At 40.6% G+C, this 21,659-nt stretch carries 18 protein-coding genes and 1 pseudogene; 7 read left to right on the forward strand and 12 right to left on the reverse strand.

All coding sequences use genetic code 11. The features are described 5' to 3' along the window. Positions 1-56 precede the first annotated feature (56 nt). The 7 genes from D1367_RS25180 to tnpA all read right to left on the reverse strand — a co-directional run bounded on the left by D1367_RS25180 (position 57) and on the right by tnpA (position 6,860). Positions 57-611: a hypothetical protein gene (locus D1367_RS25180; protein ID WP_118169155.1), complete on the reverse strand. Its 555-nt coding sequence runs from the start codon at positions 609-611 to the stop codon at positions 57-59. Further along, positions 612-1,226: a phycobiliprotein lyase gene (locus D1367_RS25185; RefSeq protein ID WP_118171652.1), complete on the reverse strand. Its 615-nt coding sequence runs from the start codon at positions 1,224-1,226 to the stop codon at positions 612-614. A gap of 99 nt (positions 1,227-1,325) precedes the next feature. Further along, the gene (locus D1367_RS31285) at positions 1,326-1,472 is read right to left on the reverse strand and encodes a hypothetical protein (RefSeq protein ID WP_181984956.1); all 147 of its coding nucleotides are present in this window, start codon (positions 1,470-1,472) and stop codon (positions 1,326-1,328) included. A gap of 231 nt (positions 1,473-1,703) precedes the next feature. Beyond that, positions 1,704-2,903, reverse strand: coding sequence for an acyltransferase family protein (locus D1367_RS25190; protein ID WP_118169157.1), 1,200 nt, complete (start codon positions 2,901-2,903; stop codon positions 1,704-1,706). A gap of 686 nt (positions 2,904-3,589) precedes the next feature. Next, a complete protein-coding gene (gene glgA, locus D1367_RS25195) occupies positions 3,590-5,029 on the reverse strand; it encodes a glycogen synthase GlgA (protein ID WP_118169159.1) in 1,440 nt (479 codons plus the stop codon). A gap of 114 nt (positions 5,030-5,143) precedes the next feature. Beyond that, positions 5,144-6,115, reverse strand: coding sequence for a hydroxymethylbilane synthase (hemC, locus tag D1367_RS25200; RefSeq protein ID WP_118169161.1), 972 nt, complete (start codon positions 6,113-6,115; stop codon positions 5,144-5,146). A 319-nt stretch (positions 6,116-6,434) separates the two neighbouring features. Further along, positions 6,435-6,860: an IS200/IS605 family transposase gene (tnpA, locus tag D1367_RS25205; RefSeq protein WP_118169163.1), complete on the reverse strand. Its 426-nt coding sequence runs from the start codon at positions 6,858-6,860 to the stop codon at positions 6,435-6,437. A gap of 78 nt (positions 6,861-6,938) precedes the next feature. On the opposite strand from tnpA, the gene D1367_RS25210 reads away from it, so the two are divergent. Beyond that, the gene (locus tag D1367_RS25210; protein WP_118169165.1) at positions 6,939-8,342 is read left to right on the forward strand and encodes an IS200/IS605 family accessory protein TnpB-related protein; all 1,404 of its coding nucleotides are present in this window, start codon (positions 6,939-6,941) and stop codon (positions 8,340-8,342) included. 93 nt (positions 8,343-8,435) lie between these two features. Further along, a complete protein-coding gene (locus D1367_RS25215) occupies positions 8,436-8,669 on the forward strand; it encodes a Uma2 family endonuclease (protein ID WP_118169167.1) in 234 nt (77 codons plus the stop codon). Positions 8,670-8,830: 161 nt separating this feature from the next. Here D1367_RS25215 and D1367_RS25220 read toward each other — a convergent pair whose 3' ends face one another. Then, complete coding sequence (locus D1367_RS25220; RefSeq protein WP_118169169.1) at positions 8,831-9,253, reverse strand: lysozyme inhibitor LprI family protein; 423 nt, start codon at positions 9,251-9,253, stop codon at positions 8,831-8,833. 182 nt (positions 9,254-9,435) lie between these two features. Here D1367_RS25220 and D1367_RS25225 point away from each other — a divergent pair, with 182 nt between their 5' ends. Next, a complete protein-coding gene (locus tag D1367_RS25225; protein WP_118169171.1) occupies positions 9,436-10,407 on the forward strand; it encodes a YegS/Rv2252/BmrU family lipid kinase in 972 nt (323 codons plus the stop codon). A gap of 89 nt (positions 10,408-10,496) precedes the next feature. Beyond that, positions 10,497-12,048, forward strand: a pseudogene (locus D1367_RS25230) (metallophosphoesterase family protein). A gap of 316 nt (positions 12,049-12,364) precedes the next feature. Here the strand turns inward: D1367_RS25230 and D1367_RS25235 are convergent. The 4 genes from D1367_RS25235 to D1367_RS25250 all read right to left on the reverse strand — a co-directional run bounded on the left by D1367_RS25235 (position 12,365) and on the right by D1367_RS25250 (position 15,759). After that, positions 12,365-12,775, reverse strand: a complete 411-nt coding sequence (locus D1367_RS25235; RefSeq protein ID WP_118169173.1) for a hypothetical protein — start codon at positions 12,773-12,775, stop codon at positions 12,365-12,367. 470 nt (positions 12,776-13,245) lie between these two features. Further along, entirely contained in the window at positions 13,246-13,683 is a 438-nt protein-coding gene (locus D1367_RS25240; protein ID WP_118169175.1) for a CAAD domain-containing protein, read from the reverse strand. A 184-nt stretch (positions 13,684-13,867) separates the two neighbouring features. Continuing rightward, complete coding sequence (locus D1367_RS25245; protein WP_118169178.1) at positions 13,868-14,326, reverse strand: BON domain-containing protein; 459 nt, start codon at positions 14,324-14,326, stop codon at positions 13,868-13,870. 152 nt (positions 14,327-14,478) lie between these two features. After that, complete coding sequence (locus tag D1367_RS25250; RefSeq protein ID WP_118169180.1) at positions 14,479-15,759, reverse strand: histidine kinase; 1,281 nt, start codon at positions 15,757-15,759, stop codon at positions 14,479-14,481. 719 nt (positions 15,760-16,478) lie between these two features. Between D1367_RS25250 and D1367_RS25255 the strand changes: the two genes are divergently transcribed. The 3 genes from D1367_RS25255 (at position 16,479) to D1367_RS25260 (ending at position 21,118) form a co-directional block, all read left to right on the forward strand. Then, entirely contained in the window at positions 16,479-19,598 is a 3,120-nt protein-coding gene (locus tag D1367_RS25255; protein ID WP_118169183.1) for an MFS transporter, read from the forward strand. A 342-nt stretch (positions 19,599-19,940) separates the two neighbouring features. Continuing rightward, on the forward strand, positions 19,941-20,102 hold the full coding sequence (locus tag D1367_RS31290) for a hypothetical protein (protein ID WP_181984957.1): 162 nt from the start codon (positions 19,941-19,943) through the stop codon (positions 20,100-20,102). Positions 20,103-20,251: 149 nt separating this feature from the next. Then, positions 20,252-21,118, forward strand: coding sequence for a calcium-binding protein (locus D1367_RS25260; RefSeq protein WP_118169185.1), 867 nt, complete (start codon positions 20,252-20,254; stop codon positions 21,116-21,118). Positions 21,119-21,659 lie beyond the last annotated feature (541 nt).

The following is a 21,659-nucleotide window of genomic DNA, read 5'->3' on the forward strand; positions in this document are numbered from 1 at the left end:
CTTGTTGCAAGTTCTCATCTCCTGTCCCCCGACTCCCCCCACTCCCCCTACTCCCCCTACTCCCTACTCCCTTGACCTACCCAAAATTCCAGGGGATCTATGGTTGACTTACAGTAAGGCCAACTACGTAAAGTTGCTTCCATCCCTCCCTCCCAGTAAGGTGGTTCCAATCCCAGTCCTAAACATAGATGAGATAGGATGCTAGCAAACTGCTGATTGTGACCAAAGTCTGCTACATGGGCATGGGCATATTCATGGATAACTACACCAAACCAGTCTCTAGGTGCAACTCGACCGACATCTACCAGAATAGTGATTGGGTTTGTGAGAATGTTGCACAGCCCGTCGATGCCGAAGGATTGAGCTATGGGTACTGCAAAAATTTGGATGTGGCGACGCTCTTGGGGATGAAAGCACTCATGACAAAGCTCTAGATAGGCATTGATCTGAGCGTTAACGGTGTTAATATTATCGCCGATCCAAGTACAAATGGGGATGCGATCGCGCACGTTATCGAACACATCCACCATACCAGGTTCTAGGGCAAAGCCCCGTACCAAATGCAGATAATCTCGGCCACGAGTAAAAGCATCGGTCTGCTTGAGAATCATTCACCAGCCCAAAACTGAATAAAACTGTCTTTTTTCCAGAACATCCGACCCAATTTCTGTTACTTCTTCTGTACTAGAAACCTCAACAGAAGTTTCAATACGGGTTTCAGTACAAAATGATGCAGTGCTAAAGCCACCAAAGCGTTTCACTGTACTGGTTCGCATTCGCATATTTGGGCTGGCGAACCAGAATCTCTCAATGGAACTCATTGTTTCGTATTCGGTTGTCAACACTAGCCCATCTTCATCATCCATGTGAAAAAGACCGACTACAGGCATAATTTCGGCATAGCCTCTTTCACGGAGTAATTTACCAGCTCTTGGGTTATCGCCATCAGGCACGATCGCAAATATGGTTTTCCCTTCATGGTTCTCCTCATTTTCTCTATCCCAAGCCATTGTGCCCAGCCAACGTACGCGTGATCCACCTACTGAAAGACTGGGGTCAATCTGATGATACTGGCATAGTTCAATGATTTCGGGATGATTGGCATCCAGAGTTTCTACCTGTATATCCGATTCTCCTGTTTCTGAGCGCTTGAAGGGTAAGTGATGAGTTGCACGTTGCGATCGCCACTTACCAGCACTTAACTGAAAAAAGTCCATTGCGTCTATCAATCTTCTGACTCCTACTTATTACTCCTGCGGATGATGTTTTGCGAGTTTTTTCTTTTTAAAGTTTTTGGTATATAAACATTCTAAACATTACAACGATTAGTGGTCAGCTTCAACACCTGATTGATTCACTGTCTGTTGTCCTGTATCTCTGGCCTTTTGGTTGCCATGATTACGGGTGCTTTTAAATGCTGGCTTACTCCGTGGCAAAATTACCTTCAACAGGAAATGTGTGCTAACAATCAATACAGTTTAGTTAAGTAATTTTTTTTTCTCTCTGTGTCCTCTGCGCCTCTGTGGTTCGTTAAAAAAACGGCTTTGACAAAGAGTGCTAACCTTAACTGAAACGTATTGTGCTAAAGATGGTGACTGTTTAATTAAGGCGAAAGCGATGAGTAATTATATTGTTGTAGAGACGTCGATCGGGAGGGAGCATCCCAATGCAAGCAAATTTACCAAAATATTGGATTAATACAGTTAAGCTTGATTTAAACGTCTATTGTTTATCCAAGACATGATTAGATTTCTAAACTTGTCTGTTTTTGCCTCAGTAAAATGTGCGATGACAACCGCATATAAAAATACAAATACAACTATAATAAGCGCCAAGAATACGTGAAAAATATCTGGTTGCCAAGGGCGATCGCCAATTACACATGCTCTGATAAAGCACAGGATCGGCATGTGGACAAGATAAAGAGTGTATGAACATCCTGCTAAACCTTTAGAAAATTTTTCGTATGCTCCTTCTTGTCTTATTTGACTACGACTATTAACTAGAAGATATATCATGACAGCAGTAGAACTTCCTATGAAAAAATCTCCTATCTCTCGACCAATAAAACGTTCAATCATTAAGGCAATGCCCAAGATTAGTATAGACAAAATAGTGAGTAAATTTAGTAGCTTCTTGTTATTAAGATATTTAGAAGGATGAGATATACTAACTAATGCTCCCATAAGCCAAACCAGAAAATAAATTCTAATTTCCGAACCAACCATTAATAATATCCCTGAAGCCAATAAAGCGTATAAAATACGGGCTTTTAAGGATTTAACACAAAAGAATAGGATGATTGCAGGAAAAAGTATATAGTACCAAAATTCATAGGCTAAACTCCAAACTGCTTTATTTGAACCAAATAAATCTACAAAAATTGTTTGCAAAAAAACTAGAGTTCCCAAAGCATTTTGAAATGTGAAATTTTCCAAAATTTTATAAGTTGCTAAATGACCGTTGTGAAACTTTTCTCCATAAAAGCTGTCTTGTCCAGTACCAAATATTTTTATACCGAGATAATCCCAAACAGAAGAGAGCAATAAAGCAGGAATTAATACTATATATAAGCGTGTTAAACGATCTACTAAATAATTAACCCAAGACCATTGCTTTTGTTTAATTCTCCTGATTACACTAGCTGAAATAAAAAATCCACTCAACACAAAAAAAATCATTACAGATTGATGACCCAATACTGTTAATGAATTTAACCTTTTTATCAAAAAATTAGGATTAATAATTTCTGAATATTCTATAAATAATAGAATTCTTGTATGACCGATGAAAACTAATAAAGAAGCTAAACCTCTTAAAAAATCAAGATGAGTTGACCATCGATAATTCCTGATTGAAGGAATATTATAAATAGGCTGCGTCTGAGTTTTTTTTGCTAGCATTTTGGTAATCCAACAAAGGCTAATTCATTTTCTAAAGTTATTAACTGTGTTATATACAGCAATCGATATTTTCCTAGTAAAAGCTTTAAAACAAGGGAGAATATAAAGAGGAGAATTGGTAGCTCAATACAACAAATAATATACAATTATCTATATATGAATACTTATAACTTTACAAAAAATTTTTTTTAAGTTTATCCAATATTCATCAAAATAAAATAAGAAAGATGAGATTCCTTAAGAAAAGCTCAGGAATCTCACAGACTACGCAATTAAGTAGGTAAGCATAATTAAACAGCGCTCTTTGATTAATCTGAAAAAATAAACTATTTGTAGTTTGGGTTGAACTTGGTTCAGTTCAAGCTATCCCTATATTTAAAAGAACTAACCACAACAAAGGGTTCAGATTTTTATCTGGTGAAAGGAAAAAACTAATATTAAATACTTATACCAATTCAATTAATGATTGCAACACATCCTTGGGTAAAGACGCGATGAATCGCGTCTCTACAAATGGTCTATTTGTCGGATTCTTTTTTCAAATTGGTATTACTAAAAAAATTGTTTCAGAAACAAAAAAACTCATGATTAGCATCTTCAGATATCAGGCTAATCTGAACAATGCTATCATGAGTCTAAAAAATTAGAGTTGGCACGTATGATACATCTGTATGCCCCTACAGAGTTTATGACTTGCTATTAGCGATCGCTTCGTTTAAGACTAACTCTGGTTGTGGTGTCTCCTCTTCTTCTGGCAAACCGTAAATTGACCTGTACAACTTCACGTACTCTTTGGCAGATTGATACCAACTAAAGTCTTCACTCATGCCCCGCTTTTGTAGTTCTTGCCATTGTGGTTTAAAACGGAAGCCTTCCCAAGCCCGGATCATACAGGTGAAAAGGTCTAGCGGTTCATAGCGGTCAAAGCAATAACCGGTGCCTGCTGCATTTTCGGGGTCGTGATGGCTTACGGTGTCAACTAATCCACCTGTGCGGCGGACAATGGGCACAGAACCGTAGCGTAAAGACATCATTTGGCTGATACCGCATGGTTCAAAACGACTAGGCATCAAGAAAGCGTCAGTACCAGCGTAGATGCGGCGAGAGAGGGCATCGTTATACAGTAAATAAGTTGCCATGCGTCCGGGAAAGCGGGATGCTAATTGCCACATCTGAGTTTCATAGTAGCGATCGCCTGTCCCTAACAGCACAAACTGTGCATCTGTATAAGAAAGGAAGCGATCGAGGATTTGCAATATCAAGTCAATGCCTTTTTGTTCCACTAATCGGGTCACAATCCCAATTAAAAAGGCTTTGGAGTTGACTTCTAATCCTACTTCTTCTTGCAAAGCAATTTTGTTGGCTTTGCGTTTCTCTAAAGTATCAGCAGTAAAGGTTTGGGCAATGTATTTGTCATTTTCTGGGTTATAAACTTCAGTATCAATACCGTTGATAATCCCAGATAATTTACCGCTAATAAAAGACAGCAAACCTTCTAATGTTTCACCGTAAGTAGGTGTCTTGATTTGCTCGGCATAAGTGGGCGAAACTGTATTTACCTTATTGGCAAATTGCACCGCCGCCGCCATTGTGTTGTGTCCTTGCATATACCAAGGACACCAAGTAATTTTTTCTAAATACCAACGCCACGGCCCTTGATAAGCCAGATTATGAATGGTAAAGACTGTGGTGATATCAGGATCTTGGTGCATCCACACGGGAATCATCCCCGTATGCCAATCGTGACAATGGATAATTTCCGGTTTCCAGTAATTCCAGGCAAACTCGGCTGCACCATTAGCAAAAAAGGTAAACCGCCAGTCTTCATCATCTCCAGAATAAATCCGGCGGGGTAGGAAGGCGGGATGTCCAAATAAGTACAAGGGAACATCAGTACCAGGCAGAACGCTTTCATAAACAGCAAATTCCTGGAACATGGCAGATCCCCGCCAGATGGGTTCTTTAGGAATTTCCATTTTGTCTGGCAGGAAGCCATAGTAAGGCAAAAATATCCGCACATCATGCCCCATTTCTCTCAGAAATTTGGGTAATGCCCCGACAACATCACCCATTCCTCCTACTTTGGCAATGGGTGCTGCCTCTGCTGCAACAAATAGAATCCGCATGGTAATTTTTGCTTCCCTGAGTCTATATTGTCAAATTAACTCTTGTCGCGTCTGGCACATCTTTTGTGCAACCGCGATCAATTCTTATCTAATCACATCGGCTTGCCCAATTGTTTAAGAACCGCGTTGAATCACCGCAAAAATTTCTGATAAAATTTCTTGCGCTCCTTGTTGCCGCAATAGTTCTGCTAGTTCTATGCCTAGCGCTTCAGCATTATTGGCAATTCCAGTGACGGTATCTTTTACGAACTTTTGACCATCTACACTGGCGACGATCCCTGTTAATGTCAAATTCTCACCAGATATTTCTGTATTTACACCAATAGGTACTTGACAGCCGCCCTCTAAAGAGCGTAAAAAAGATCGTTCCGCGAGACAGCGATCGCGTGTTTCGGGATGTTCGATCGCTTTGAGTAGAGATAGCACTTCACTATCATCAGCACGGCATTCTATCCCCAAAGCACCTTGTCCTACAGCGTGAAGGGAGATTTCTTTGGGGAGAATTTGATGAACGCGATCGCCCATTCCCAATCTCTCTAACCCTGCTGCTGCCAAAATCAAAGCATCGTATTCGCCTGCATCCAGTTTTGCCAACCGTGTAATCAAGTTTCCCCGGACATCCTTAAAACTAAAGTGCGGGAAGTGATGGCGTAACTGTGCTAACCGCCGCAGCGAAGATGTACCAATTACCGCACCTTCTGGCAATGTATCAATTTGTTTATCTTTGTGCTTTTCATGCACCACTAATGCATCTGCTGGATTTTCCCGTTCAGTAATTGCTGCCAGTGTTAACCCTTCAGGTAAGTGAGTTGGCAGATCCTTGAGAGAATGAACGGCAAAGTCAATCTCCTGATTGAGCATTCCAACTTCAAGTTCTTTAGTAAAAAGTCCTTTATCGCCAATCTTAGCTAATGCTACATCCAAGATTTTATCGCCTTGGGTAGACATGGTGTGGACTTCAAAAGTGATATCAGGAAAGGCTTTCTGGAGTTGCTCTTGTACCCAGTAGGTTTGAACCAGAGCAAGTTGGCTTTTGCGTGAACCAATCCGAATAGTGCGTGGGGGACTAGAAACAACTGAAGTCATAAAACAATATATCAAACGGCGATAAATTCACTCTCATCTAGACTACCGTAGTCAGGGACTGATACCAATTTTGAATTTTGGATTTTGGATTTTGGATTACAATTCTTTACCTAAAGTTTGTTACAGGAATCTCAAAGAATTCTATTTAATACAGCATTATTACGGTACGATCCACTATATTTATTACTCTAAGACAATGAAAATACACGGTGCATGGATTGAACAAAAATGTTGAGCGCAGTCCCCACCTAAAAATACTATAAAAATATTTACATTTTAGGTGGGGTAAGCGAAACCAATATAAAAAGCGCAGCAACAGCTATTCCGGTTTTTCTTGATTCTGTACATACTCGATTAGCCGTGATAATGGTGCTTGTGCGCCAACACTGATAATTGCGTAAGAACTAGACCAAAATTGTGGTTTAGTTCCCCAGTAAAACTTAGATAAATGCTCACTATACTCAGAACGTAATCGACGAGATGTAACTGTTTTAATATTGTTCACTAATTTTGATAGGTCAACAGACGGGTGAGTTTCGAGCAGTGTGTGAATATGATCAGCCTCTCCACCAAATTCGATTAACTCACACTCCCACTTGGTTAAAAGTTCTTTGATAATGATATTTATTCTATCCAGCATCTCAGAATTTATTGACGTTCTCCGAAATTTAGTTACTAGAACCAAGTGGTAAATAAGTCTGAATGCACTGTTACTGCGGGTTTTTAATGCCTGTTTCTTTTCCATTAACTAATCAAAGAGCTAAGTTGACAACTATAAATGGTATCTGATACTATGACCTAAGTCAAGGTCGAGGCTGAAGTCATGAGTAAGAAAAAAACTAAGCGGCATAAATCTAAAAAACCGCCAGAACTAATTAGAACTGATGTTTGGGATTTAGTAACTCTAAAATCTGAGAAAGATCAAATGCTTTTAACGATTGAGGAGTATCGTAAATACCTTTTACCATTGGTAATAATAGTAAATGCTCAATGGCTTAACCTGTCTGATTTAACGGCAAAGGATAGGGTAAATGCTGTTGAGAAAATGATTCACAAAACAGCAGATAACCCCAACCCAAAGCATAAATATTTTCAATCAATCATTAAAACTCATCCATCGCATCGTAAGTTTCCCAGTTATTTAAGACGGGCTGCGATTGCGGATGCTATTGGAATTGTCTCAAGTTTTCAAACTCGTTATAGGGATTGGCAACGTGGGATTAGATCAAGACGGGATGCAAAACCACCACGTCTAACTGCTTTTGTTCATACCTATCCAGCCTTGTATAAAGGTCAACAGATTCGCTATAACCTGAACTACCAAACAGTTGATATTAAGGTTTGGAGTGGAACTGATTGGGTATGGCTTAGTGGAATTAAGGTAAAACGTCACGGGTTGAATCGACATTTAACAGATGGCAATGAAATTTGTTCACCTGCATTAGTGGTAAACAAAAACAAATGCCAACTATCAATGCCAGTAAAAATTGACAAAATTAATCGGGAGGATTCTGATTATGTAGTTAGTGTTGATTTAGGCATTAATAATGCGGCAACAGCTTCGGTAGTAGGAAAGAACGGTACTGTAAAGGCTAGGAAATTCATTAATCCCGCTAGAGACATAGACCGTCGTAATCAACGCCGAATGATGATTGCCAAAAAGTCTAAACAGACTCAAAATATTACTAAAACTAAACCTGAGAAAGGATTCTGTAAGGGACTTTATCGCAAGTCCTCACATATTAATTTAGAAATCTCACGTTACGTTGCTAGAAGTATTGTTGATTTGGCGAAAAATCATAATGTCAAAGTAATTGTGATTGAGAGCTTGTCTGGTTGGAAGGCGAAAGCTGGTAAGAAGGGTTCTCTACTAAAACAGAAATTTCATCTGTGGTGTCATGCCAAAATCGTTGAGATAATCACAGATAGATGGGCTGAGTTAGGGGGACAAGTTCAAGCTATTAATCCCAAATATACCAGTGCCTATGCAATGGACGGAAGCGGTAAAGTTAAGCGTGATAAAAACAATTATTCTCTAGCCAAATTTACGACAGGCAAGCTTTATAACGCGGATCTATCCGCAGCTTATAATATTGGTGCTAGATATTGGTATTGCCTAATCACAGGTGATAAAACTTTTTCTAGAGTGTTCGTAAGCAAAAGTTCTAACGACACACTGAGAACGCCAGTAACTCTGGGAACGTTGAGAAGTCTTATAGCTTCTTAGCGAAAGAATCCCCATCTATAATCTCTGATTTAGATGGGGTGCGTTCAAAACTACTATAAACTGAATGTAGGACTTTCGGAGTAGCAGAAATTATTGAGTGTTGCAAAATCTGCATCTCTAACCCTAGAGGAATTTTTGAAGTTACCAGAAACAAAGCCTGCAAGCCTTTATATTGATGGTGAGATTATCTTAAAACCAATGCCGAAAACCCGCCACTCCCGACTTCAGGCTAAGTTGATTGATGGAATTAATGACGTTCTAGATGGTGTTGATTTAAAATTGACAGTAGAACAGCTATTTGGCTGGTTAAATATGAAAGCAGAGTGAGCAACTTCAGTCGGGGCTTTGGCGTAAGAGGTTTGCGATCGCTCAGTCGAAGGTTTAAATTATCTCATTAATATCAGACTAATTCAAACCACGCCTTTTGTGGGCGTGATTTTTATTGGACTAATGATTAATGACTCTCGTATTGGGTTTTATTTGACTTTTTAAGGGTCAGATTTAAGATATTCCTGTAATTCTTGGGTACGTACTTTTGTAATATTTTCTAGACAACCAAAATAAATGCTAGGGGCAATACTTCCTCCATCATATCTGCTTCTCTCAAACTCACAATTGGTATCTCGAAACTTGAGCCATGCAAGTTGTGCAGCAATCAATTTCTGTTTTCTAGACGTTTCTAAAGTAGGTAGCAATTGTTGATAGGCTCGATTCAGTTTTTTATCTGCCCTTTGATAAGATAACTTGGCGCATTCATTAATTGCTGTTTGAGTTTGAGCATTATTGCAGTTGACTCTTTGTACTAAGCGTATTTCCCGTAAATCAGGCGTTGTGCCTGCTATTGTCACGGTGGGAGTATTTAAACTGCTGAGAGTTAGCATACTTGCTAAAACTAGTAATAATTGACGCATGGCAAAATTTTTATTGTTTCAATAAAGACAAAAGATACTTAAATACGCGTCAGCATTGGTATGTTCCAACGCAAAAGACTTCTTACAAAAGGAAAACCAGCCGCCAGAAGGAAGCGGAAATTTCACGAGAATGCTAGAAATAATTTGGTATTTTAGTGATCTAAGTTTAGCCTTTATATTTTATGAATCGTACCGCCTGCCTCATTTTTAATCCAGTTGCGGGTCAGGGTGACCCAGATATAGAACTGGCAGAAATTCGGGCAATATTAGAGCCAGAAATTGACCTAGATATTTATCTCACAACTGAAGAAATCGACGCTGACGAACTGGCTTATGCAGCAGTAGCGAGGGGAGTAGATGCAATCATTGCTTCGGGGGGAGATGGCACTCTCTCGGCGGCGGCGGCGGCTGTAGTGGGTACTGATATTGCATTTGGCATCATTTCTAGAGGAACAGCAAACGCTTTTGCTACAGCTTTAGGAATTCCTGACACGATCGCAGGTGCGTGCGAGACAATTTTGCAGGGAGGAACCCGCCATGTAGACGTAGCCTATTGCAACGATCGACCAATGGTACTTTTGGCAGGTATTGGCTTTGAAGCTGAAACTGTAGAATTGGCAGACAGAGATGCCAAGAATCGCTTTGGCATGATGGCCTACGTTTTCGCTGGAATTCAGCAACTGAGAAATTTAAAAAACTTTGATGTTGAAATTGAAACAGAAGACAGGATAATTAAAACTAGTGCCTGTGCAGTCACAGTAGCAAATGCCGCGCCTCCTACTTCAGTCTTGGCTCAAGGCCCAGCAGGTCTGATTTATGATGATGGCTTACTAGATTTAACGATTGTAGCTCCAGTTAACAAAGCAGGAGCGATCGCAGCTACATTTCATCTATTCCAAACGGCTTCTACGGGTAACGCTGTCGAGCGAAATGATATTGGCTTCCTGCGAGCCAAAGAATTTAAAATTACAACTGAGCCACCACAAAAGGTTGTTCTAGATGGTGAAATAGTGGGCACAACTCCTGTAGAAATTAAGTGTGTACCAGCAGGTCTGAACATTTTTGTGCCATTAGTAGAAGAAGTTGAGCCTACCGAAAAACTAGAGGGACTCCCTAATCTGACTATTGAGATGAAAGATACGGTAGAGGAGTGAGGGAGCAGGGGAAGATGAGGGAGCAGGGGAAATGATATCCCCCTCATCCCCCTCATCACCTCTTGTAAAACATTCAGGAGTAGGTTGCATTGAAACTTGTATCTGATCCAGCGATCGCTAACAAAATCCGTAAAATGAATCAACGGGTACGATGGCAAGATCCGTTAATTGTGGAACGGAACATCGATCAAACTCGGCTGGTGTTGGAGGATGGCCAAACAGACAATTCTGAGTTCTCATTTTTAGTTGTAGGTGATAGTGGTTCCGGCAAGCACCGAGGGCACAATCCTCAGCGAAAGGTGGCTGAACTTATGTTGCCCCATCACAGCGAATGCCGTTTTATGCTGCATACCGGGGATGTGATCTATTTAGTGGGATCGAGTGAATACTATCAGCAGAATTTCATCCAGCCTTACCAAGAATTTCTCTTGGGGGGAGAGCATCCCCAAAAGATTGCTTATGACCAGATGATTTTTAAACTGCCCATTTTACCTGTACCAGGTAATCACGATTACTATAACTTGCCGATTCTATTGAGCTTGGCCTCTCTGACAACATTACCCATTCGTCGCCTGTTGCGATCGCGCTTAGACCTAGATGTAGGCTTGCATGGTTCAGGAACGGGTGAAGCCTACGCACGAGCATTTCTGGACTATCTTCAGGCATTTCAGCTTCCAGGAGAGTTAGGCAGCCACTTAGATAAGTACTACACTGCAAAGACAGATACAGGTGATTGTCTAAGCTATGAACCTGGGCATTTTACCCGGCTTCCCAATCGCTACTACACTTTTCGCTATAGCAGTATTGATTTCTTTGCCTTAGATTCAAATACATTTAACGATCCACCGCCTCTACCTAAAACCAAAGAAGGCGATGCCGATCGCAGATTCTTAGAAAAACGTCGTGAAGATTTGGAGCAAGAAAAGCAGCAAATCATTGAAACCTCAGCCAAGCTTCGTCCAGAAAACCCCAGCGAAGCCGATCAATTAGACGACTACCACGCCAATCTGTCACAAATTGAAGAAATTATTGTTGATATCGACAAGCAATTAGCTGCTGATAAAACAACGCTGACTGACATTGAACAACTAGACTGGCTTAAGCAAAAATTAATTGAATCTTGGAATAACTCTGAAGTTCGGGGAAGGGTGATTTATTTCCATCATCCACCTTATGTAACTGAAGCGACAAAGTGGCAGCAAGCACAAACTTTGATAATTCGCGATCGCCTCCGTGGTGTGCTGGATGCGGTAGCTAAAGAAATAGGTTCCCTAACACAAGGGCGTCCTTTGGTCGATTTGGTATTAAACGGTCACGCGCACTGCTTGGAACACCTGGAGACAATGGATACAGGACACGCTGATTCTCATATCCACTGGATTGTTTGTGGCGGTAGCGGCTTTAGTTTGCGACGCCAGAGGATTGAGGGAGCAGATTTGATGGAGGAAAATAGATTAGTGGCGCGATTCGCATCTCTTCATTGGTCGCAATGGTCAAGGTTCTCAGAAGCGGCGACCTTGCTCAGGTTTACGCATTGACGTTAAAGGCGAAGGTCATCCTAAGTTTATTGTCCGTCCCTTGGTTTCCGAATGGTATCAGCGGCAATGGCGCGATCGTGAACTTGAGCCGTTGATTATCTAGTAGTTTATCGCATTAATTTTGCGGGGTAAATATGTTTGTAGTGAGGACTTTAGTCCTCAAATATTCAAGCACGCTTTGTGCTTACTACAAACCTATCAAAACTTTTGCGATAGCCCATAAATATAAGTAGAGACGCAATTATTGCGTCTCTACAAAACACTTATTTAACCTTCTTAGGTGTATAGCGGTTTTCGTTTACGTGAGGTACGCCCGTAGGGGCACGGCAGTGCCGTGCCCTTACACCTTGCAATACAATGTTGTACCGCATCTGAATGGGAACCGCTATAATTACACCCAGCAAAAAGGATAGTCGTAATTAAATTATTCCTGGGCCTCTACCGCGTGTGTCACTATTTTCGGTCAACTTCCCTTCCTCGTCCTGATTAACTTCTCCGAGTTCTTCAATACGTGCTGCCTTTTCTTCTGCTGCTTGTTTGCGTGCATCACCCGGTTCTTCGTAGTACATTTCCGGTTCAACTGCATAGTTGTTTAACAAACCTTCTTTGTCCACGGTATATCCGTCAGTAGTGCGTATACTGTCTGGATCGGTTTGGTCATTGGTAGCTGCATCTGCCTCCCTTTCTTCTGTAGGGAGTGTTTTGTACGTATTTCCTTCTCTTTCCATTCGAGCAGCTGTTTCAGCTGGGATAATACCGCGATCGTATGTATCTACTTCAGCTCTATCAGATGAATCTATATCTCTCTTAACTGCTTCATTATTAGCCATAATTTATGTCCTCGTTAAAGAATCTATTAAATAACCTCAAAGCCTAGATTAGGTTGTTTTTCATCTTTGTTCTACTATCTTTAGAAGTGATTTAAAATTAAATATAATGTTATGTTCTCTATCTTTTGATGTATCCAAAAGACTAATCTGAAGTCCGGCTCAATACATATAATTTCCGTTCATCATATAAAACAGGCATTTTAGCTGAAGTTGACACTGACAGCAATGAATATTATTGTGTCCCTACTGCGTTTTGTATCCGAAATAGGATAGTTACAAAATTCCCGACTTCTTAGACAAGTCGGGAATGTGAACATTTAGATTGTATATATGTAATTAGCGAACGATACAGACTAGTAGTCTGTTTCATTAATTCTGATTGATTAGTTTGTTACCAAAACCCTGTAGAGACGCGAAATTTCGCGTCTCTCTACTTACGCCACAGTTTACTAGTTTAATGGTTAATAAATTTATTCGCCCACAAACTGGTTTTTCAGTGATTGAATTTCATCGGCTAATTCTTGCCGAGTTGAAGCCTTCAGTAGATAACGGGAAATAAACCAAGTGGCATAACTGATTCCAACTAACTCAAAGAGTGGTGATAGTAATGGAATATCATTGATTGCATCCAGTACTGCTAGTACTATCTTGGCTGTAACAATCGCCGCTAAAATCAAACCAACTGTTGTTAGAGGCTGCTTATAGTTATTAAAAAAGCTACCTACATATTCGGGTAATTGCTCCAAAAATTGAGAAACTTGTCTGCTAATTTGCTGCCATTGAGATTCCGGTTCACGGGCTGGTGGTAACTTGGGCAAGTTTGTAGTATCTGTACCTTCAATTGCTAGCGTGCCTTGTGATAAGGAAGCATTGATCGATTCACGTTGGTGTTGTTCGGCGGTTTCCATAATTTATATTTTCCGTAAGTACAAAGAGGTTGTATAACTGTGAGCATCAATAAATATAATTATTCAGATCGTCAGTTGTCAATTTTTAGTAGTCAGTAATAAGTATAACTGACTACTAAGACGGAGTAGGAGCATCTCAATTTATTTTTGCCCACCTACTCAGGTGAATTTCTTGTTAGCTGCTTTAGCTTTTTGGTGGAGTAACAGTTGCTTTAACAACTACAGTTTTGACACCTTTAATTTCTTTAGATAAAGGTTCAATCTTAGCCAACTCTTGCTCATTGTTTACAGTTCCTCCAACAGTAACAGTTCCATCGTCTGTGGCATTAACTGTTAGTTGGCCTTTAGGTATGTTTGCCTCCAACTTAGAGCGAACTTGACTTGCTAGGTCACCTGAAGCTCTGTCTGTATCGCCTCCAGTGACATTATTGCGCTCTTCACGGGCACGGATATCAGAATTAAGTTGTCTTCTGCGAACTTCACTTTGAGCGTCTTGTTGAGCAGCTTGTGTTGTTTGTGCGGTTGGTGCGGTTGGTGATTCATTAGGATCGGGTGCAGACACAGTTGTTTTAGAAGCGTTATCACAAGCTGCAACACCAAAAATTAAAAGTGAACTAATTAAGAAGGGAGTTAGCTTTTGCATAGATTTAATTCTCAATCGGAAAGTGAAACTTGTCGAGTTTGTGGATATTCACGGCAGAAGTAAGGAGCAAGTTTCTTAAATGAGGAGCAAAGTTTTTATGTTCTTGCTCCTTTAAATTAAAGGAAATTAGTGTAAGTGACAACTACCTGGGGTTAGAGTATTTCATCACGACGGTCAATAATGACTACAGCAGGATCGTCTCCATGAAGGTCTGTTGAATAATTGGTGCGATCGCTATTCACTACTGCTGTGTCGTGATGCGTTACTCGGTCTAAACCTGGGCGATGTTCACCTAAATCACTGCCATCATAGATAGCAAATTCTTCAATACCGCGACGTCTGAGAATCGCTTCAGCTTCGCGGATTTCAGCTTCGGTACCATCGATAATTACCAAGTAGTCGCCTTTTTGGAAGCGATCGCTATAAACTCGCGCCCTGTCTTCAGGAATTCCCAAGCCAACGAGTCCGCCAACAATACCCCCAGCTGCTGCACCAATTGCACCCCCAGCCAATGTTGATGCTATAGCCGTCGCTGCTGCACCACCTGCAATCACAGGCCCGATTCCAGGAATTGCTAAAGTTCCAAGACCAACTAATAAGCCAGTCAAGCCGCCTAAAACTCCGCCTGTAGCTGCTCCAGCTTTTACACCATCGTCTGCTTTATTACCTGTACCGACATTTTTATCTACATCTACACCAGCGATCCCATGACCGTTTGTATCCTTGGCGATGATGGAGACTCTACTTAAGGGAAAACCTGCATCTCGTAATTCTGTAATTGCTGCTTCTGCATCTCGACGATGAGAAAAGACTCCAATCGCGCGTTTGGCTACACCACTATGAGCCACATTAGATGTTGGAGCTACATAATCAGCATTTGTATTTCTAGCATCTGGGTTCTCATAAATGCCAAACTCTTCCACACCACCCTGATGTAAAATTGCTTCTGCTCTGGCGATTTCTGTATCTGTGCCATCTATGATGACTAAATAATGTCCCCGTCTCACGCGTTCGTCGTAAACTCTGGCTCGTTCTTCGGGAATTCCTAAACCAACTAATGCACCAAGCAAACTACCAGCTACTGCACCAATACCAGCGCCAGCGAGAGTAGTAGCTAAGGTTGTTGCTGCGGCTCCAGCCAGCATAATTGGCCCGATTCCAGGAATTGCCAAAGTACCAAGACCGACTAATAAGCCAGTCAATCCGCCCAAAGCACCGCCTGTAGCTGCTCCGACTCTAGCGCCATCGTCAGATTTGTCACCAACGCGATCGCGTACTTCAGCCCCAGAAATATCATCTCTGTCTCCATCCTGGGTGATGACAGAGACTCTGTTCATGTCAAAACCAACTTTTTTTAATTCATGTAGGGCATGTTCAACATCTCGACGATGAGAAAATACACCTACACCACGTTTATGTACACCTACAACCATTATTCTTTCTCCTCAGCAAAAATCAATTATTCACTAATTTATAGTTCCTAATGACCTTATTAATACATGTTTATCTTTACATTTCATCAATCGCTTGGAAGAATTTTTATCTCTATCATTAGACATACGTGTTTTTATCTAAAGATAGCAACAAATTTTAATAATTAAATAAATTATGCTTGAGTTCAATTAGATATTGATTGTTTTGTTTATCCAAATAATCTTTAAAAGATTAGTTTTATAATTATCTAAGTTTTTGTTACAAACCTATCTATTAAATGTAATTTTTAATAAAAACATATCAACCACGTCTACCTTGAGAAGCGTAGTTTTGTAGGTTGGGTGCAGCGATAGCGTAACCCAACATAAAATTTGGTGGTAATGTTGGGTTGCGTTTCACTCCACCCAACCTACATAAATATATCTTTTAAAAAACTCTATGTTTCAACATAGATGAGGTTTAACTATGTATTAGTTTAAAGTTTAGGTGGCAAATTTTACTAATACCAAGCTAATTGGATTTTTCCAAATAATTTAATATAAAATTACCAAACTTTACATTTTTTGTTTTAGTAAAAATATGTATTTTTTCTAAAATACGACTTTTGGCAAGCAAACTTATTACCTAAGAAAGTGCCAGCTTATCTAACAGACAAGTAAATTGAGAAATAAGCCATTTTATCAATGGTTATTTAATTTACTGCAAGTGAGAAAACACTATGTTTCAAGGTCTTTTAACTAGTTGGGGATGGAACTGGCTATCTTTGGGATTAGCGCCAATAATAGCTCAGGAAGCACTAACTCCAGAGGAAGCCTCAGTTCTTTTTTCTGGCCCTAAATTCTTGGTAGCATTGCTGGCTGGAGTTCTCATGGCATTTGCCTTTCAATTATTATTGACAAACTTTTCAGTCGCTGTCGGAATTTCATCTTGGGAAATTGACTCAGATTCTGATGATGATTCAGAAAGTTTGGGTAGTAAAATTCGTTCAGTTCAGACCAAAATTGGTGCTTGGGCGTTACTAACCGTTAGCATTGCATTATTTATTGCTTGTTTTTTAGCGGTAAAACTTAGCTTAATCGAAAGCGAATCTCTAGGTGCAATCATCGGTGTAGTTATCTGGGCTACCTATTTCTCACTAGTAATTTGGTTCGGTTCATCAGCAGTAGGTTCTTTTATTGGTTCTATCGCTAGTACTGTCACTTCTGGTTTCCAAACCCTGATGGGGACAGCAACTGCTGGTATAGGTGCTAATGCTGCAAAACAACAGTTAATTTCTACTGCTGAAGATATTACAGCCGCAGTCAGACGGGAATTAACTTCAGGTTTTAATCCTGAAGAGATTAGAAATACACTCCAAAGTTCTTTAGGTTCTCTGGAACTACCAAAGCTAGATATCAAGGAAATTCGTAATCAATTTGACCAGCTTCTGAAAGATACAGATTTGCAATCTGTTGCAAACAGCGACTTATTGCAAAATATCAATCGTCAAACATTTGTTGATTTAATTAGCAGTCGCGCTGATTTATCTCAAGAAGATATCAATCGCATTGCCGATCAATTTCAAGGTGCTTGGCAACAAGCTTTGAATCGCAAAAATCCCACAGAGCAAGTAATTAATTTACTTAAGTCTGCAACACCCGAAGAATTGAATTCAGAGCAATTAGGTGAACGCCTTCAACAACTGGTTACAGTCGGAGGTGGAAATGGCAATGGTGTAATCAAGCAAGCTATTCGATATGGCTTGAGTGCGGCTGCACCAGCAGTTTTGGAGCGAGTCAACCTTTCTAATATCGATGTGAACAAAATTACTAATCAGTTGCAAAAACTGAAAGAAAAAGTTCAAGATGTCGATGTCAATCAAATCACAGAACAACTCCAAAAGCTTAGAGAGCAAGCAACTGAGCAAGTATCTGCAAGGTTGCCAATATCACCCGAAAACACAATTAAGGCAGATTTAGAAGACTACATCTTGAATTCTTTCCCTTGGCATTTTAACCGCATTACCCTAAAAGATGAATTTAAAGAAGTCATCTATGACGTTAATGCAGATCCGACAACTGTAAGACGGGAGTTGGAAGAAATCAATCTTGAATATTTTGCCAACTTGCTGAAGCAGCGAGGTGATATCAGTGAAGCTAGGGTGAAAGAAATTTCCGAACAAATGGAAAGCGATCGCTCGGAAGTTTTAGAAACTGTAAAACAGGCTCAAGGGCGAGAACAAGGGCAAGATTTCCGCACCCGCATAGAAGATTATCTGCGTTCAACGGGGAAAGAAGAACTCAACCCTGAAGGTATTGAACGAGACTTTAAGAAGTTGGTGGAAGATCCAGAAGCTGGGTTTGAAGATTTAAGTAATCGCTTCGGGCAATTCGACCGCGATACTTATGTACAATTGCTCCAACAGCGTCAAGATATTAGCGAAGAGGAAGCTAATAATATTGTTAGTCAACTCGAAAGCAACCGCGATAATTTCTTAAATCGTGCTAGAGAATTGCAAGAACAAGCAAAAGCCAAAGCCGATGAACTGCGCCAAAGAGTTGAAGATTATTTGCGGAATACTAACAAGGACGAACTAAATCCCGAAAGTATCAAACGTGAGTTTAGAATTTTACTAGACGATCCCCAAGCTGGAATTAGCCTTTTACGATCGCGCTTATCGCAATTTGACCGGGATACACTAGTACAATTGCTCAATCAGCGTCAAGATTTGAGCGAAGAACAGATAAACCAAACTCTCGATCAGATTGAAGCAGTCCGAGATAATATTTTGCAAGTTCCGCAGCAAGCGAAAGAACAGTACGAAAAAACCACAAAAGCGATCGCTGAATATCTCCGCAATACCAACTTAGAAGAACTCGATCCCGAAGGGATCAGGAAGGATCTGGAAAAATTACTCGATGATCCCAAAGCCGGAGCCTTAGCACTGCGCGATCGCTTATCTCATGTTGATCGAGAAACCTTGGTTAAACTCGTGAGTCAACGGGGAGACTTGAGCCAAGAGCAAGTTAATCAGATAATTGATCAAGCACAAGATGCGATCGCTAATATTGTGAGAGCGCCACGACGTTTAGCCAAGCGTACTGCTCAACAAGCTTTAGATTTTGAAGCCAATCTGGAAGAATATCTGCGTAACACGAACAAAGAAGAACTCAACCCAGAAGCAATAAAACGTGATTTGCAATTGCTGCTATCTTCTCCCCGCGCTGGAATTGGAAGTTTAAGCGATCGCGCCTCTAAATTTGACCGTTCCACAATTGTGGCGCTGTTATCCCAACGGGAAGATATCTCAGAAGAAGAAGCTAACCGGATTGTGGATCAAATTGAGTCGGTTCGCACCTCCATTGTTGAACAATTCCAGCAAATCCAGCAAAGGGTGCAATCGGTGCTAGATGGAGTTTTTGCTAAAGTTCGTAACTATCTCAACTCCCTGGATCGTTCCGAACTTAACTATGAAGGGATTAAGCAAGACTTTGCAAAAGTATTCGACGATCCCCAAGCTGGATTTGAAGCATTGCGCGATCGCCTCAGTCAATTTGATCGTGACACTTTAATTGCTGTATTAAGTTCTCGTGAAGACATTTCTCAACAGGACGCTAACAGGATTATCGACCAAATAGAAGCGGCGCGAGATGGCGTACTACAACGAGCCGAACGCATCCAACAAGAAACAAAAAAACGCCTGAAAGCGATCCAAGAGCAAACTAAAAAGCAAGCCCAAGAAACTAAAAAAACCGTTGCAAATGCTGCATGGTGGTTATTTGGCACAGCATTAACTTCCCTCGCAGCCAGTGCGATCGCGGGAGCAGTAGCCGTTACAGGGTTACCTCTACCTCGTTAAAATTCATCATAAATTTATAAAAAAAGTGGTAATTAATGTAATGCCACTTTTTTTTATAAATAAAACAAACTACCCCCAGAGTACTATCATGACTTTATTCTTCCTACATATATTACAAAACCCTATCTAAGCAAAGGTTTCAGATTTTTTTTGGGCAAGAGGAACAAAAGAGGATTAATTATTATTTCTTATAGATAGAAAAAAGTAGCCTTGAGGGTAATATCATAATCTTGTGATTGTGAATATCGTAAAAGCTATGCGATTCTCTACTAGAAAACCTGCTTGTTCCCTAGCAGCCTAGTACTTATAACCAATGAATACATAAAGCACAAGGATATAGAAATGACCCTTGGTACAATCTTGATGCCAAAATCATCAATATATGCAGTGCTTCTAAAATCTTTGGACTTAACAGTTAAAGACCTGTTCCAATCAGATGATATGGTTCAGTTATCTCTTACCACTCGTTATTTATCACCTTATTTTCTCGGCATTGCTGAATAAAAGTGTGAAATTCAAAAATTTAATATTTGAAACTCTTTCCTTTGCGCCTTTGGGGTAAAGGAAATTCATACTCTTAATCAGCAACACCGTTTAGTGATGGTGGAGTGACGAGGTAATTTTTACCCTTTAAACTCAGGAGAAGCTAATTTATGGTATCCATTCCCGATCTCTCTAACCTTATTCCCAACATCAACGATATTACCGTCAAACTTCCTAACAACACTATCCAAGTCAATGGCGGTAGTGGTAACAAGGTCATTAACGGCACTAGTGGCACTGATGTCCTTCTTGGTGGTAGGGGCAACGATCGCATCGATGGCGGTGGTGGCAACGATGTCATTACCGGTGGTGGTGGCAATGATACCCTTCTCGGTGGTACTGGCAACGATGTCATTACTGGTGGTGGTGGTAGGGATAGTATCGTTGGCGGTACTGGCAACGATGTCCTTACCGGTGCTGGTGGCGATGATCGCCTCTTTGGTAACGATGGTAACGATACTCTTGTCGGCGGTGATGGCAACGATAACCTAAGCGGTGATAATGGCAACGATAGCCTCGTTGGCGGTAATGGTAACGATATCATTAACGGTGGTGCTGGCAACGATGTCCTTGGCGGTGGTAATGGCAACGATACCCTTATCGGTGGTGCTGGCAACGATCGCATCGTTGGCGGTAGTGGGGCTGATGTTCTCACTGGAGGATCAAGTAATGATCGTTTCCAGTACAACTCAGTTTCAGATAGTCCTGCTGGATTTGGACGTGATGTTATCACTGACTTTTTTGGCAACGGTAACTTGTCCGGTGATGTAATCGATCTATCTAACATCGACGCCAACTCTACTATAGGAGGCAACCAAACCTTCACTTTCATTGGATCTGGCGTATTCACCGCAGCCGGTCAGGTTCGTTATTCAGGAGGTATTCTCCAAGCTAGCACTGATGGGGATCTATCGGCTGAGTTTGAGATTCGACTGGCAGGCGCACCACAAGTACTGGCAAGCGACATTAACCTTTAATTTAACAAGTGGTAGGGGTTTAAGTCCCCTGCTTCTATCAAGCAACGCGAATTGAATGCCTAAATCTAAATCCCCGTCACAAAACGTAATTGCGTTAGCGCAGCGTTAGCGACGTAGGAGCGTCATTGCGAATTGCGAATTGCGAATTGCGAATTGCGAATTGCGAATTGCGAATTGCGAATTGTTTTAATAGACCTGCCTTGAAAATCAGGCACGAGGCAGAACTCTAATAATTTAACAGTCGTGCGGAGAGGTAAGCTTAACTTGCCTCTTCGTTTTATAGTGATTATTAGGCTAATTTATTTCTGTATTTAGGCAAATTGACAAAATATGTTCCTGTTTAACCTGCCAAGGATGGTATTGCTATAATTAAGCATAGTTAAATACCAATAAAACATATCTTAGCAAAAAAGTAGTCATATTGGCTTCATGCTTAAGATTGGTAATTTCCTTAATTAGTAACAGAAGCAAATTTAAAAACCTAAGCTTTTACTTATTGGCAATTACTTCCTCATAGATAACTATAAAAATCACCCTAAAA

Source organism: Nostoc sphaeroides (genome assembly GCF_003443655.1).
Classification (GTDB): Bacteria; Cyanobacteriota; Cyanobacteriia; order Cyanobacteriales; family Nostocaceae; genus Nostoc; species Nostoc sphaeroides.

Excerpts from the sequence above, each read along its gene's own strand:
- D1367_RS25260 (WP_118169185.1), top strand. The coding sequence starts at position 20,252 with ATGGTATCCATTCCCGATCTCTCTAACCTTATTCCCAACATCAACGAT.
- hemC (WP_118169161.1), bottom strand. The coding sequence starts at position 6,115 with ATGACTTCAGTTGTTTCTAGTCCCCCACGCACTATTCGGATTGGTTCA.
- D1367_RS25210 (WP_118169165.1), top strand. The coding sequence starts at position 6,939 with ATGAGTAAGAAAAAAACTAAGCGGCATAAATCTAAAAAACCGCCAGAA.
- D1367_RS25240 (WP_118169175.1), bottom strand. The coding sequence starts at position 13,683 with ATGGAAACCGCCGAACAACACCAACGTGAATCGATCAATGCTTCCTTA.
- D1367_RS25235 (WP_118169173.1), bottom strand. The coding sequence starts at position 12,775 with ATGGCTAATAATGAAGCAGTTAAGAGAGATATAGATTCATCTGATAGA.
- D1367_RS25225 (WP_118169171.1), top strand. The coding sequence starts at position 9,436 with ATGAATCGTACCGCCTGCCTCATTTTTAATCCAGTTGCGGGTCAGGGT.
- tnpA (WP_118169163.1), bottom strand. The coding sequence starts at position 6,860 with ATGGAAAAGAAACAGGCATTAAAAACCCGCAGTAACAGTGCATTCAGA.
- D1367_RS25190 (WP_118169157.1), bottom strand. The coding sequence starts at position 2,903 with ATGCTAGCAAAAAAAACTCAGACGCAGCCTATTTATAATATTCCTTCA.
- D1367_RS25255 (WP_118169183.1), top strand. The coding sequence starts at position 16,479 with ATGTTTCAAGGTCTTTTAACTAGTTGGGGATGGAACTGGCTATCTTTG.
- D1367_RS25245 (WP_118169178.1), bottom strand. The coding sequence starts at position 14,326 with ATGCAAAAGCTAACTCCCTTCTTAATTAGTTCACTTTTAATTTTTGGT.
- D1367_RS25180 (WP_118169155.1), bottom strand. The coding sequence starts at position 611 with ATGATTCTCAAGCAGACCGATGCTTTTACTCGTGGCCGAGATTATCTG.
- D1367_RS31290 (WP_181984957.1), top strand. The coding sequence starts at position 19,941 with ATGACCCTTGGTACAATCTTGATGCCAAAATCATCAATATATGCAGTG.
- D1367_RS25250 (WP_118169180.1), bottom strand. The coding sequence starts at position 15,759 with ATGGTTGTAGGTGTACATAAACGTGGTGTAGGTGTATTTTCTCATCGT.
- glgA (WP_118169159.1), bottom strand. The coding sequence starts at position 5,029 with ATGCGGATTCTATTTGTTGCAGCAGAGGCAGCACCCATTGCCAAAGTA.
- D1367_RS25220 (WP_118169169.1), bottom strand. The coding sequence starts at position 9,253 with ATGCGTCAATTATTACTAGTTTTAGCAAGTATGCTAACTCTCAGCAGT.